The organism is Winogradskyella eximia (assembly GCF_003386165.1).
Taxonomy (GTDB): domain Bacteria; phylum Bacteroidota; class Bacteroidia; order Flavobacteriales; family Flavobacteriaceae; genus Winogradskyella; species Winogradskyella eximia.
The window spans coordinates 935,333-949,468 of record NZ_QRDV01000001.1; the positions used below are offsets into that span (position 1 = coordinate 935,333).

Genomic DNA, 14,136 nt, shown 5'->3' on the forward strand with positions numbered 1-14,136 from the left:
AAAAACCCGTTTGTATTGGCTTTGCCAATTGATGGGCTGGTGCTTGGTGTCAACTTATTGGGCATACACCGTATATACTAGAGATAATTATGGGATTTTTTATACATTTTTAAATTATGTTTTAGATGTGGCAATTGGAATTATCTTGACGCATATGTATAGAATATATGCATTAAAAGCTAACTGGAGTCAATTGCCAATTAAAAAGTTAATTATTAGTGTAATACCAAGTATACTTTTGTTAGCGCTTCTATACGTGTTAATAAACAACTTAAAATGGTATGCGTATTGGACTTTTCTTGCAGGCGAGGATAAAAATTTCTTTGAAGCCATTATGTATTGGGATCCAATTTTACTTACAGGACTTCGATTAATGTCTATTTGGATATTGGCGTATCACTTGTATCATTACTATCAAAAAGAAGTGGTTACGGCAAGAGAGAATGCGCAACTTTCCTTAATCGCAAAACAAGCCCAGTTAGATAATTTATCAGCGCAATTGAATCCACATTTCTTATTCAACTCTTTAAATTCTATTAAATCATTAGTCATCGAAAACCCAAACGTTGCAAGAAGAGCTATTGATTTATTATCAGATTTGCTGCGGTCATCCTTATATGAAAAAGACAAAGATTTAACACCTATTAAAAATGAATTGGCTTTAGTTTATGATTACATTGAATTAGAAAAGTTGCGTTTTGAGGAACGACTGCAACTCAAAACGAATATTGAAGAAGACCTTGGTCAATATAAGATTCCCACCTTAAGTATTCAGTTGTTAATCGAAAACGCCATTAAACATGGCATCGATTTAAAAGTTGATGGTGGCGTTATTAACTTAAAAATTAAAAAGAAGGATAGTCATATTCATATTACGGTTGAAAATCCTGGAATAATTAATCAAAATAAAAGTGTTGGATTAGGTCTCGAAAATTTAAAAAAACGCTTAGAAATTCAATATAAAGGTAAGGCTGGTTTTAGTTTAACAGCGACTGAAAATAACCATGTTTGCGCAGAACTAATAATTCCAATGCATATAAACGATGAAAAGATTTAAAACCATAATCATTGATGATGAACGTTTAGCAAGAGAAGAAGTAAAACGTGCATTAGAAAAACATACAGAGTTTGAAATTATTGGTGAAGCTAGTCATGTAGATGATGCCATAACTTTAATTGAAGACTTACAACCAGACCTATTGTTTTTAGATATTCATATGCCTGGGAAATCTGGGTTTGATTTACTGGAAGAACTAACAAATGTGCCTGACGTCGTTTTTACAACGGCCTATGATCAATATGCTGTAAAAGCGTTTGAGATGAATGCTTTAGACTATTTGGTAAAACCTTTAAGAGATGAACGTTTTTCTAAAACTATTGAAAAGGTAAAGGAAGAACTTTCTAATAGGGTAAAATTAGAGCCTACAACATTACCGATGCATCAAAAGATATTTATAAAAGATGGTGAAAATTGTCATTTTATTCCACTCATAGATATTTATTTTATTGAATCTTTAGAAAATTACGCACGTCTTTATTTTGGTTCGGATAAAGCAATGATAAAGCGTTCTTTAAATTTATTAGCAGAAAAATTAGACCCTAAAGTCTTTTTCCGTGTGAATCGAAGTCAAATGATTAACATACATTACATCAAAAAGATTCACCCCTACTTCAATAATAAATTACAAATTATATTAACCACTGGTGAAAAAGTAGAAGTATCTAGCAGGCAGTCCGTTAAGTTTAAAAACTGGAATAGTTTATAAAGAGAAAATCGCTGAGTTTTCTAACGTTCATTGACTTTTATTTACGCTCATGTACTTTTCCTTTTTTGAAAGAAACAGACGCCTTTACTTTGTACTATAATTAATTTAAAATCCTTATTATGAAGTATTTAAAAGTAGTATTTAATATAGAAAGAATCGTATATCTAGTGCTAATTTCATTGTTGATATCTTGTAATGAAAACACTGTTTCATTAGCAGAACAACCAACCTTAGCTGATTATACAGTTGGAGAACAATGGACTTGGAAATATAAAGGCATAACCACTGAAGGCGAAGTGCGTTCAGAAGGCAAAGATACAAGAGAAATAGTACATATAGCTGATGGTTTAGGTATGGTCATTGGAAAAGACACGATTCCAGTTTCGGACATTGTAAAGCCAGAAGAAAGCGAAACACCAAGATACAAATGGCCTTTAGAAGTGGGAAAGAAGTGGAAATATGAGAAAAATTGGACAAGTCAAGATGGTACCACAGGAACACAAAGTCAAAAGGCAAAAGTATTATCATATAAAGAAGAAACTGTAGACGCTGGAACCTTTATGGCGTACACCATAGAATACAAGGGGAGCGTTTCTAATTCTAGAGGCTACAACGCACAAACAGATGAAGTTTGGTTGTATGCACCAGAACTAAAAAACTTTATTAAGATGACGCAAACTCAAGATGGCTTTTTGTACAATGAAGAGTTAATCCAGTACATAGACCCAAATAGGAAATAGTTAGTTTTTTATCAATTTTCAAACGTAAAACAATGAAAAAGTCAGTCCTTTTATTATTTCTAATTGCAATTAGTAGCACTTCTTTTGCACAAGAATTGCCATTTAAAAAGGTGAAACTATCAGATTCAATAGCGCTTGAAAACCAAATGCAGCAATTAGCCGCAATCTGTGATACTCAAAATTTATCAGAATTAGACCTGTTTAAGTTCCAGTTAATAAGAGGTGAATATGAAGACGCATTAGCTTCAATAAAAAAAAGAGTAGCAGAAACACCAATAGATCAAAGGCAGTATTTAGATGTATACATCCATTATGTAGAGGCAAAGCTATCTACGAACTTCAAAGACGCGTTTAAAAAATCTTACAACAAATACGTAAAGAATTCTGATGACATACAAGTTCTTAATTTAGATAAAGCCTTGATAGTTAGAGACCCAACTGATTATTACGTTAGTAATTTTAATACCACGTATACTAGTATTAATTCTGAAAAGATATCACAGCCTATAGCTATAGATTTAGTAAAAAAGTACTTTTTAAAATCGGTGTTTTCATCAACTAGAGCTATTTATTTTGAAGAAATAAAACAAGATCATAAACGCAGATATGTCGTAAATGATAGTATTGTCATTCCTATGAAAGATGGTGCCGAAGTTTCAATGGTAGTAGTTAAACGCAAGGGAAATTCAACAGCTAAAAAATCTGCCATATTGGTATCTTCTATTTATGCAGGCACCAATGAAGCTTCTGCTATGTTATCAGCATCTAAAGGCTATATAGGCGTTATTGCCAATACAAGAGGAAAACGGTTGAGTAAAAGCGACATAAAACCACTTGAATATGAACATACTGATGTGTATGAAGTCATTGATTGGATTAGTAAACAATCTTGGTCTAATCAAAAAGTAGCCATGTTTGGAGGGAGTTACAATGGTTTTACACAATGGGCTTCTATGAAACATAAGGTGCATCCTGCATTAAAAACCATTGTTCCTATGGTTGCTATTGCACCAGGTATTGATTACCCAATGGAAAACAATATCCTCCACAATTATTCATATTCTTGGAATTTTTATGTAACCAATAACAAGTTTTTAGATTTTGAAGCTTCAAATGATTTTAAGCGTTGGAATTCTTTAAAAAACACCTGGTACAAAACAGGAGTAGCGTTTAACAAATTAGATAGTTTAGATGGTCGGGTAAATACATTATGGAATACTTATATGCAACATCCTAGTTATGACGACTTCTGGAAAAAAATGATACCATACCAACAAGAATTTGCTAAAATTGACATTCCGATTTTAACCATAACAGGGTATTATGATGACTCACAAAGAGGAGCCATATATTATTACAATGAACATCATAAATATGCAAAAAATCCAAATCATTATTTGTTAGTTGGGCCTTATGATCATTGGGCTGCACAAACGAAACCAGAAGAAAGTCTAAGAAATTACAAATTAGATAAAGCTGCTTTGATAAACATCGAAGAAGAACTAATTTACCAATGGTTTGATTACATTTTGAACGGAAAAGCAAAACCGAGTATTTTAAAAGATAAAGTCAACTTCCAAGTCATGGGTACGAATACCTGGATGCACAAACCAAGTTTAAGCGCCATGACCAATGATACTTTAACATTTCATTTAAGTGCTGATAAAACCAACGATTTTTATGCCTTAAAATCAAAAGCAAATAATTTAGAGATTCAAATGTCTGTTGATTTTAAGGATCGAAAGAGTATGACTAACACAGAGTATTATCCTTGGCCTTTGGAACGTGACCAAATCAATTTAAAAGATGGTTTAATTTTTAAATCTGAAGCGCTAAAGGAAGATGTAATTATAAATGGCTCTTTTTTAGGGAATCTTGAATTTTCAATAAATAAAAAAGATGTTGATTATTCTGTAATCGTATATGAATTGACTCCAGAAGGGAACTATTTTCATTTAAGCTATTATATTGGTAGAGCGAGCTATGCTAAAGATAGAGAACAAAGAAATTTATTGATACCGAATCAAAAGACGAAAGTGTCTTTCGACAATTCGAAACTAATCAGTAAAAAATTAGAAAAAGGGAGTCGCATTGTAGTGGTGGTTAATGTCAATAAAAACAATAATGCTCAAATTAATTATGGTACTGGAAAGGATGTTAATAAAGAAAGTATTAAAGATGCTGAAATTCCATTAGAGATAATTTTTACAGGAAACAGCAGTATTTCTTTGCCAATTTGGAACTGATTTCAATAACTGTTAGAATCTCATCTCTTAAGTAAAATAAAGTTTAAATGTGCCTTTATTTAAAGGAATAAGCGCAGATGTCATAAAGATGTCATAAGCTTGGCGCAAGTGCCAGTAAGGTTTGTATTTAATTTTGTCCCATGAACATTAAATACAAATCAATGAATAATTTTTTTACAACACTCACTTTTCTTTTCATTACATATTTTAGCGTTAGTCAGAGCTATGAATCAAAAATAGATTCCATAGTTGCTATAAGTTACAATCAAAACGAGCCTGGTATTTCAATTCTGGTAGCAAAAGAAGGAGAATCTATTTATAGTAAAGCTTTTGGAAAATCTAATTTAGAATTAAACACTCCTTTAGAAACTAATAGTGTCTTTCAAATTGGCTCTATAACAAAACAATTTACTGCGATTTCTATTTTAATGCTAGAAGAACAAGGTAAGTTAAGTGTTGAGGATAAAATTGGAAAATACATTCCTGAATATGCTGAAATTGGAAAAGACATTACCATTCATCATCTATTAAACCATACTTCGGGAATAAAAAACAGAACACCTGTTGGTGACAAGGGTTTTATTTCTAAAACTAATATGTCACCTACAGAACTTATTGCATATTTTAAAGATGAACCTTTAGAATTCAAACCAGGAGAGCGTTTTAAATACAGTAATGCAGGCTATATTTTACTAGGGCGAATTATTGAAATCGTTTCTGGACAACCTTACAGTGATTTTATAGAACAAAATATTTTTGACAAAATAGGAATGAAGAATTCATCCTGTGGAGATCCGAAACAAGGTATTCCAAACCCTACTACGGGTTATATCATTGAACAAAATGATTTTGTAAAATCAGATGATATGAATTTGTCTTTAGCATATTCCGCGGGAGCTATTTTATCTACCACAGAGGATCTTTTAAAATGGCAAAATGCATTACTTTCAAACACACTTTTAAAAGCTTCTAGTATAAAACAAGCTATGACACCAACCTTATTAAACAGTGGGAAAAGAGTACCTTATGGATATGGTTTTCGATTTTCGAAATTGGGGAATTCTCCTGTAATTGCCCACACAGGAAGTACGAAGGGGTTTACCAGTATTGCGCTGTTTTTACCTAAAGAGAAACTGTATATAACTGCATTAACCAACTGTAATTGTAAGAATGTAAATAACGTGGCGAAACAAGTTGCTGAATTATTTGTAAGTATACCAGATGATAAAATAACAGAGGCTAAGCATAATCAACCTGAGAGAAAATCAATTAATGTACCTTCAGAAATATTAAGTGACTATACAGGTACTTATGAGGTTAAACCAAATGTAAACCTTACTATAGGATTGGATAACACAAATCAATTATACTTATTAGCTCCAGGTCAAACTAAAAAGGTTGAATTATTTGCTGAAACTCAAAATCATTTTTTTGTAAAAATTGTAGATGCAGAAATCACGTTTAATAAAAATGAAGCGAATAATGTTATTAGCTTAACGATGAATCAATCTGGTCGTAAAATTATCGCAAAAAAGAATTAGGATGAAAAACAAGGAAAAAACATCTTTACAGCAAGCCATTTATTATGCTAAAGCACCCATCATAATTGCATTAATTTTAACTCCAGTTAGATATGGTTTAGAATTATTGGGATTGCCTGAAAATGCTATTTTTATTATCGGGCTACTTTGGCTTACCTTAGGGATTGCTATATATCTAGGTATTAAATTAGGTAATCAAAAACAAGCTTACAAGATTCTTTTATTAAGCTTACTTATTTACTCACCTATTTCAAGGATTCCAGTTGCTATACTTTGGTGGGTAGATACAAAATGGGAAATTGGCACTCATTATGGATTATATTATGATAATTTTGGGCAAGCGCTATTAAATCATGTGATTTATGGGTCGTTAGTTCAATTGGTTCCTGGATTTTTATTAGGAATAGTAACCATAACAATAATGAGGTACAGAAAAACTTTAACTAAAAACAAACCTTTAGAAAATGGATAATAACTATTTAGCTTTAAGAGTAAAAGAATTGAGAAACCAGAAAGGGATGTCACAAGAATTTCTAGCAGAAGAATCTGGTTTAAGTTTACGAACTATTCAACGCATCGAAAAAGGGGAATCAAACCCTACAGGTGAGTCATTGAAGCGATTAGCCAATGCCTTAAATGTAAGTCCAGATGAGTTGATAGATTGGTCCGTAAAAGAAGATAAAAAGTATTTAACGTATCTCAATCTCTCTGCACTGTTATTTCTGGTCTTTCCATTGCTAGGGGTTTTAATTCCATTTATACTTTGGACATCAAAAAAAGGTAAGATAAAAAATAGTAATAAGTTGGGTAAAGATTTAATCAATTTCGAAATCACGTGGACCATACTGTTATTTTTTATCCCTCTAGTATTTTTCATCATATCAAAAATTGGACTCACAGACCAAATAACGTTAAGTACATTTTTTATAGTTATTGGCTTTTTGTATGTCGCCAATTTAATTTTAATATTGATCAACACACTTAGAATAAACAATGAAAAAGAGGTGATATATAGACCTCGATTTAAGTTTTTAAAATAAAAGGCAATGAATAATAGCGTTAATATTTTACAGCCATATAGTATCAACTCAAAAAATATAAAACTATGAAATACAAATGTCCGAAGTGTGATAATGCCACTTATGAAATTGGAGAAATGAAAGCCACAGGTGGTACGTTGTCGAAAATATTTGTTACCAAACATATAAAGCAAACTATGAGAACTTTTACATTTGTGATTTTATGTATTCTTCTTTTTGGAGCACAAACGACGTTCGGACAGAATAAAACGGATATTATAATTGGAAGTCAGTTCATTATTAAATCTAGTATTTTAAATGAAGAAAGAACTTGTTTAATAAGTATTCCTGATTCATATAATGATTCAACTGAAGTGGCGAAAAAATATCCAATTATCATATTATTGGATGGATATACTCATTTTAAAACAGCATCTGGAATAGTACATTTTATGAGTTCCAATAGAAACCGAAACAATTTAATTCCAGAAAGTATTATTATAGCCATAAAAAATGTTGACCGTGAACGAGATTTTACCGTTACAAAAATTAAGACATTAAATTAATTACTTCCATGCCATTTTGCCCAATCTTGCAGGTTTCCAAATAAAACGTTTTTTCCATTAGAGCCGTTGGTAAGGATAATAATACCTGATTTTGATTCAAAATCGAGCATAAAACCAGATTGCCATCCTTCATTAGAACCACCATGACCAGATAATGTAAAATCCCCAAAACGATTCATAATCATATAACCCATTCCGTAATTCCCTTTGGATAGTTCGGTAGGTTTTATCAAAAGAGCAATGCTTTCTTCTGACAAAACAGGATTTTTTGAAAATGATGCTTTTGCAAAAAGAATAAGATCATCTATTGTTGTATGAAAACCTGCTGCTGCTTGCGTATTAAAAAGGCGTAATGGGATTTCATTTCCTTCTTCATCATAGGCCTTTGCAGAATTTTTTAAAACCTTTTTACTAATATTAAAACTTGTTTGTTTCATTTTTAAAGGCTTAAAAATATGTTCTTTCATGTAATCCGCAAAAGATTTCCCACTAACGTCTTCAATAACTAATTGCAATATAGAATAACCACCACCTGAATATTTCCATTTGCTTTCTGGTTCCATAACGAGTTCTACTTTCTCATCTAGATTAGTAGTTCCGGATAACGATGCATCAATTGAAGTTAATTCATCTTTAGTTTCATAACCGTTGTAACCATGAACAGACAAACCTGCAGTATGTTGCAATAGATTCCTGATAGTTACTTTATCTGAATCAAATTCACTAGATGGTAATTTCCAATTCAAAAGATATTTTGAAGCTGGAGCATCTAAATTAAGTTTTTGGTCTTCTACCAATTTCATAATTCCCCAAGCTGTAAACATTTTTGATATAGAACCAATATTAAAGCCTGTTTTACTATTTACAATCTCGTTTTCTGATACATCAGAAAACCCATATTCTTTTTTAATAATAACGTCGCCATTTTTAATAATAGCCAATGCCAATCCAGGTACTTTATTGTCTTGCAATGCCTTTGGTGTAGTTTCATTTAAAGTTTTTAATAGTTCTTTCTCAGAACTCGTTTGAGCATTTACAAATAAGGTTGATAATGCGATTGTAATAATTGTAATTAAAGTTTTCATATGTATTTAGTTTTAAATTCGATGTAAACCTAGAGCTGAATATTCGTTAATTAGAACTATTTTGATGAAGCTAGCGTATCAAATGGCAATCAACTCATTATGATATTTAAAGTACCTTTATCATTAAATTTGATACGTTTACAATATGAAAAGAGACGTTTATAAAATAAAAGCTGTAACCTTGAATATGCAATATAGATTTGTGTCAAAATCATAAATAAATTAAAATCATGACACATAAAAAACTTTATAAAGCAGCAGCAGTTCTATCTGTAATCATTATTATTTTGATGCTAATCTTAAGAAACGCTCAAAGCGAAATATTCGCAGTGCTTTCAAGTTCATTGGGTTTAGTAGTCTTTTACACCCTTTTGAATTATCTCTTTCAAACTGAAAAAATAAAATTTGGGACTTCTAACCTTCGATTAAAATATCTCTTTTTAGGAATAAGTATTCCGCTTTTAATATTTGCTATTGATGCTACTACAGATTTAGATGGAGGCTTTCTAAAGAATAGCGTAAGAATTCTTTTAGCAATTGCAGTTGCTTATTTAATTTTCTATTGGACCTACGAATACCGAAAAAGTATTCAAAAACTTAAAAAGGATAAATTAGAAGCCGAATTGATGCTATTAAAAAATCAAATAAATCCTCATTTTTTCTTTAACACACTTAACAATTTGTATGCCTTAATAAAAAAGGATGCTGATGCAGCTCAAGACTATGTCCTAAAATTATCAGATTTAATGCGATTCACTATTTACGATAGCGGAAAGGAAAACGTGCAGTTAAAAGATGAAATAGATTATTTAATAAATTTTATTGATTTACAAACTGCCAGATACCATAAAGACATTGATGTGAATTTTGAAAAATCAATTAAAAATCCAGAAACAAAAGTGGCACCTTTGTTATTCATTATTTTGCTAGAAAATGCTTTTAAACATGGCATTGAAAAAGCAACAGATAATGCATTTGTTCATTTACAACTTATTGAAGATGAAAATAAAATAAGTTTCACAGTTAAAAACAATTATGATGCTGAAGAATCATCAGAAGACAAAGGTATTGGGCTCAAAAATTTAAAAGATCGCTTAAATTTATTATATCCAAACACACATCAATTGTATAATAAAATTGAAGAAAACACCTATTCAACAACATTAGATATATATAAGAAATGATAAAATATATAATTGTAGACGACGAAACTGCCTCTCATGATAATATTAAAGATTATGCGAGTAATTTGTCTTATCTATCATTCCAAAAAAGTTGTTATAATGCTTTTGAAGCCCTAGACTATTTAAATAAGCATTCTATTGATCTAATTTTTTTAGATATAAATATGCCAAAGCTTTCTGGTTTAGAGTTTTTAAAAACACTTTCTAATCCGCCAAAAATTATCATTACTACAGCCTACAAGGAATTTGCCTTAGAAGGTTATGAATTGAATATTGACGATTATTTATTAAAACCATTTAATTTCAGTCGTTTTGTAAAATCTGTTAGTAAAGTTTCCGATGCATTATCAATTAAAGCCAGCCCAATACAAAATACGGAAACCATAGAAGACACTAAGATTTTTATAAAGGAAGATAAAAAATACTACCAGATAAAGTTAAAGGACATTCTGTTTTTAGAAGCCTATGGAAACTATGTAAAAATTAATATGGTTGATAAAGTGATTGTTTCTCATCAAACGCTAACATCCTTTACACATAATTTACCAGAGACACAATTTATAAGGATTCACAAATCTTTTATTATCTCAATAGATAAAATAGAATTAATTGAAGGTAATAGAATACATCTAAGGAATCACAAAATTCCAATAGGGAAAATGTATAAGCTTAATGTAAATCGATTAATAAAATAAAATCAATTTTGACATTAACCTGTAATAATTCTTAATTTAAGACACTAAACAATAAAAACAACACTATTGAGTAGCGATTTTTATAAATCATCCATTTTACCATTTGCAGGAATAATTATCAAATTATGTCGAGCGTATACTAACTCGCAAGAAGATTTTGAAGATTATTACCAAGAAGTGTGTTTACAAATTTGGAGAAGTAAAGACAATTTCCGTGAAGAATCGCAATGGAGTACTTGGGTATATCGTATTTCATTAAACGTCTGTTTAACCTTACTTAAGAAAAAGAAAAACAATGTTCAGCATTTTGTGTCTGATTCTATAACTGCTGAAGAAACCGAAAACAACTACGCGTTTTCAGACGAATCTCTAAATTTATTATATGATGCCATAAGAAAACTATCGGAAATAGATAGAGCCGTTATCATGCTTTATTTGGAAGAAAAATCGCAAAAGGAAATTGCTGAAATTATAGGAACGAACCCAAATAATATTGGTGTACGTGTTAAAAGAATTAAAACTAGATTAAAAAAATTATTAGATGGAAAAATCAATTGAAAACATTTGGAAAGAAGGTTTTCTCAAGAGCGACGCACTAGTAGTCCCAAAAATAAACAATCTTTACAACCAAAAATCAATTCATATTATTGATAAATTTAAAAGAATGTTTAAAATAAATTTGATTGCAATTATAGCATTCTCATTTATCTTTTTAATTGTCTCATTTTTTGTTGGCATACCAATAACAGGTGTTATATTTTTTATTACTCTTTCAGTTCTTGTGTTTATTAATAAGATGTTATTAAATGGATTAGAAAAAATTGACAAAGGTGCAAGTAGTTATCAATATTTAAAGTCATTTAATGAGTGGATACAAAAGCAGGTCGCAATCAATAAAAAAATGTCAAGATTTTTGTACCCAATTATATTTATGTCATTGGTTTTAGGCTTTTGGTTTAAAGATGCCGAAGGCATGCCTTTGGGTGAACGGCTTGTAGATGAAATACTTGTTGGTTTTCCAGATACCTATTTAATATTTGGAATCCCACTCATCGGAATTGTTATCGTGGCAGTCATCTTGGTTTTGCTATTCCTTGTTGGAGGTCGAATTTATAAATGGGATTTAAACATCGTTTATGGAAGAATATTCAAAAAACTAGAAGAATTGATGACAGATATAGAAAGCTTAAGAAGTTAAGCGTTTGATAATAAGGTGTTTTGTTGTGGTTTTTTAAAATAAATAAATTTTAGGTGTAATATTTTTTGATTTGGGCCACTAACCAAGAAAACAGTAAAAATTATGACACTATTAAATGCAATTAACTTTTTTGAAAGTTTAAAAACTGAATCCTCTAATAAATCTGAAATCAAGGTTTATACGCAATTTATTGAGATTCTTAAAAAATTAGAAAATAGAGCATTCACCACTGATGACATTCAATCCATAGAAACAGAACTAGATAGCTTAAAACTAAACTCAAATCCAGACAATAGAAAAAAATTCTTTAAAAACGCACTGAGTAAATTTGAGACCTATTTAAAGGACACCTTTTCTTTGACTTCTCAAGGATACTATACAAACCTGAGTGTAACTTTAGGAATGTTATTCGGAGTTATAGCTGGAATTCTAATAGGTGAGCGTTTTGAAAGGTCTTTAGGGATTTCCGTTGGCATTTGTATGGGACTATTTATTGGCGCATTAATAGGTCGCCGTAAGGATGCTCAAGCTAAAGAAGCTGGAAACGTGCTCTAATGTAAATCTAACTAAATCTCTCTTCAAATAGCTTCGATTACTAAATTAGTAATACTATTTTTTAATACCACAAGGCTAACGAAAATTTGGCCTAGACATCACCAATCAAAATTTAACGAACATGAAAACATTAACAATTATCATACTTTTAAATTTACTCGCCATTACTAGTGCACGTTCTCAAGATATTTCAGGACATTGGAACGGAACAACCAAAAGAGGCGATAAAGAAATCACTTTTGTTTTTAATATAAAACAAGAAAACGCTACGTATTCAACTACTATGGATGTTCCAACGTTTAGAATTGCTGGCATCAAACCATCAGCTACAACTTTTACAAATGGAAAGCTAATTATTGATGGCTCTAATGTTGGAATGAACTATACAGGAGTTTTTAATACTGAAGCACAACAATTTGAAGGTATTTACAAGGAAGGTGGCATAGAAATGGTCCTAAACTTAAAAAAAGGAACTATAAAAATAGAAGATTCGAAACGGCCGCAGGAACCTGTAAAACCCTACCCTTATTATGAAGAAGAAGTCATTTTTAAAAATAATGAAGCCAACATAACATTAGCAGGTACTTTAACCTTACCCAATAAAAACGGAAAATTTCCAGTAGTAATTTTAATTAGCGGAAGTGGTCCACAAGACAGAGATGAAAGTTTTATGGGACACAAACCTTTTTTAGTATTATCAGATTATTTAACAAGACAAGGCATTGGCGTATTGCGTTTTGATGATCGTGGAGTTGGAGAATCTACAGGAAATTTTGGTAAAGCAACCACAGAAGATTTTTCCAAAGACGTTTTGAGTGCCATCGCATACTTAAAAACTAGAAACGATGTAGATATTAAAAATATAGGTTTGATTGGTCATAGTGAAGGTGGTATTATCGCACCTCTAGCGGCTAACAACTCTAAAGATGTCGCTTTTATGGTGTTATTAGCTTCTACCGGAATTTCGGGAACAGAACTATCTGTAATGCAATCTAAAACATTGAGAGAATTTCCTGTTAAAGATGAGGTGGCTTATGAAAAAAACACCAGAAAAGCGATTGCAATTGTAATCTCTAATAAGAGTAAAACAGAAATTAAAATCGAATTGACAACTCATTATAATGAGTTTTTAAGACCCATTTTAACATCATTAAACGTACCAGAAAAGAATATCAATGCATTTATAGAAAACCAACTTAAAACAAGTTTACAACCTTGGTCACGCTATTTTTTACAATACAATCCTGCTGATGAAATTGAAAAATTACAAATTCCAGTGTTGTCATTAAATGGCAGTAAAGACACGCAAGTAAATGCAAAAATTAATCAAGAAGCTATAAGACAAGCACTAATCAAAGGCCAGAATAAAAATTATAAAATAGTGGAATTAGAAAACTTAAACCACTTCTTTCAAGAGTGTGAAACTGGAAAGATGGATGAATATAGAAAAATAGAACAAACATTTTCCCCAATAGCATTGAACGAAATAAAAAATTGGGTAATAGAACATCTGAAATAAGATATAAAATACTTGTAGTAAC

At 30.8% G+C, this 14,136-nt stretch carries 15 protein-coding genes; 14 read left to right on the forward strand and 1 reads right to left on the reverse strand.

What is annotated here, in order from left to right; genetic code table 11:
• Positions 1 to 154: 154 nt before the first annotated feature.
• The 8 genes from DFQ10_RS03885 (at position 155) to DFQ10_RS18510 (ending at position 7,878) form a co-directional block, all read left to right on the forward strand.
• Positions 155 to 1,057 (forward strand): sensor histidine kinase, encoded by a 903-nt coding sequence (locus DFQ10_RS03885; RefSeq protein ID WP_240475210.1) that lies wholly within the window; start codon positions 155 to 157, stop codon positions 1,055 to 1,057.
• The gene (locus DFQ10_RS03890) at positions 1,044 to 1,766 is read left to right on the forward strand and encodes a LytR/AlgR family response regulator transcription factor (RefSeq protein WP_044634111.1); all 723 of its coding nucleotides are present in this window, start codon (positions 1,044 to 1,046) and stop codon (positions 1,764 to 1,766) included. Before DFQ10_RS03885 ends, DFQ10_RS03890 begins: the two co-directional genes overlap by 14 nt.
• A gap of 119 nt (positions 1,767 to 1,885) precedes the next feature.
• Positions 1,886 to 2,506, forward strand: a complete 621-nt coding sequence (locus DFQ10_RS03895) for a hypothetical protein (RefSeq protein WP_044634110.1) — start codon at positions 1,886 to 1,888, stop codon at positions 2,504 to 2,506.
• 32 nt (positions 2,507 to 2,538) lie between these two features.
• The gene (locus tag DFQ10_RS03900; protein WP_205618148.1) at positions 2,539 to 4,752 is read left to right on the forward strand and encodes a CocE/NonD family hydrolase; all 2,214 of its coding nucleotides are present in this window, start codon (positions 2,539 to 2,541) and stop codon (positions 4,750 to 4,752) included.
• A gap of 161 nt (positions 4,753 to 4,913) precedes the next feature.
• Positions 4,914 to 6,293 carry a serine hydrolase gene (locus DFQ10_RS03905; RefSeq protein WP_165586789.1) on the forward strand — a complete coding sequence of 460 codons (1,380 nt, stop codon included), beginning with the start codon at positions 4,914 to 4,916 and terminating at the stop codon, positions 6,291 to 6,293.
• Position 6,294: 1 nt separating this feature from the next.
• Entirely contained in the window at positions 6,295 to 6,765 is a 471-nt protein-coding gene (locus DFQ10_RS03910) for a hypothetical protein (RefSeq protein ID WP_044634109.1), read from the forward strand.
• Positions 6,758 to 7,333, forward strand: a complete 576-nt coding sequence (locus DFQ10_RS03915) for a helix-turn-helix domain-containing protein (protein WP_044634108.1) — start codon at positions 6,758 to 6,760, stop codon at positions 7,331 to 7,333. Before DFQ10_RS03910 ends, DFQ10_RS03915 begins: the two co-directional genes overlap by 8 nt.
• A 65-nt stretch (positions 7,334 to 7,398) precedes the next feature.
• Positions 7,399 to 7,878 carry a zinc ribbon domain-containing protein gene (locus tag DFQ10_RS18510; RefSeq protein ID WP_181897568.1) on the forward strand — a complete coding sequence of 160 codons (480 nt, stop codon included), beginning with the start codon at positions 7,399 to 7,401 and terminating at the stop codon, positions 7,876 to 7,878.
• Here the strand turns inward: DFQ10_RS18510 and DFQ10_RS03925 are convergent.
• Entirely contained in the window at positions 7,875 to 8,963 is a 1,089-nt protein-coding gene (locus DFQ10_RS03925; RefSeq protein ID WP_052823526.1) for a serine hydrolase domain-containing protein, read from the reverse strand. The genes DFQ10_RS18510 and DFQ10_RS03925 overlap by 4 nt on opposite strands.
• A gap of 230 nt (positions 8,964 to 9,193) precedes the next feature.
• On the opposite strand from DFQ10_RS03925, the gene DFQ10_RS03930 reads away from it, so the two are divergent.
• The 6 genes from DFQ10_RS03930 (at position 9,194) to DFQ10_RS03955 (ending at position 14,114) form a co-directional block, all read left to right on the forward strand.
• Positions 9,194 to 10,147 carry a sensor histidine kinase gene (locus DFQ10_RS03930; protein ID WP_052823525.1) on the forward strand — a complete coding sequence of 318 codons (954 nt, stop codon included), beginning with the start codon at positions 9,194 to 9,196 and terminating at the stop codon, positions 10,145 to 10,147.
• On the forward strand, positions 10,144 to 10,842 hold the full coding sequence (locus DFQ10_RS03935; RefSeq protein WP_044633815.1) for a LytR/AlgR family response regulator transcription factor: 699 nt from the start codon (positions 10,144 to 10,146) through the stop codon (positions 10,840 to 10,842). The genes DFQ10_RS03930 and DFQ10_RS03935 overlap by 4 nt, the downstream gene beginning before the upstream one ends.
• Positions 10,843 to 10,908: 66 nt before the next feature.
• Positions 10,909 to 11,400, forward strand: coding sequence for an RNA polymerase sigma factor (locus DFQ10_RS03940; RefSeq protein WP_044633814.1), 492 nt, complete (start codon positions 10,909 to 10,911; stop codon positions 11,398 to 11,400).
• Complete coding sequence (locus DFQ10_RS03945) at positions 11,384 to 12,040, forward strand: hypothetical protein (RefSeq protein WP_044633813.1); 657 nt, start codon at positions 11,384 to 11,386, stop codon at positions 12,038 to 12,040. Before DFQ10_RS03940 ends, DFQ10_RS03945 begins: the two co-directional genes overlap by 17 nt.
• Positions 12,041 to 12,142: 102 nt before the next feature.
• Positions 12,143 to 12,595: a hypothetical protein gene (locus tag DFQ10_RS03950; protein ID WP_044633812.1), complete on the forward strand. Its 453-nt coding sequence runs from the start codon at positions 12,143 to 12,145 to the stop codon at positions 12,593 to 12,595.
• Positions 12,596 to 12,716: 121 nt separating this feature from the next.
• Positions 12,717 to 14,114 carry an alpha/beta hydrolase family protein gene (locus tag DFQ10_RS03955; RefSeq protein WP_044633811.1) on the forward strand — a complete coding sequence of 466 codons (1,398 nt, stop codon included), beginning with the start codon at positions 12,717 to 12,719 and terminating at the stop codon, positions 14,112 to 14,114.
• Positions 14,115 to 14,136 lie beyond the last annotated feature (22 nt).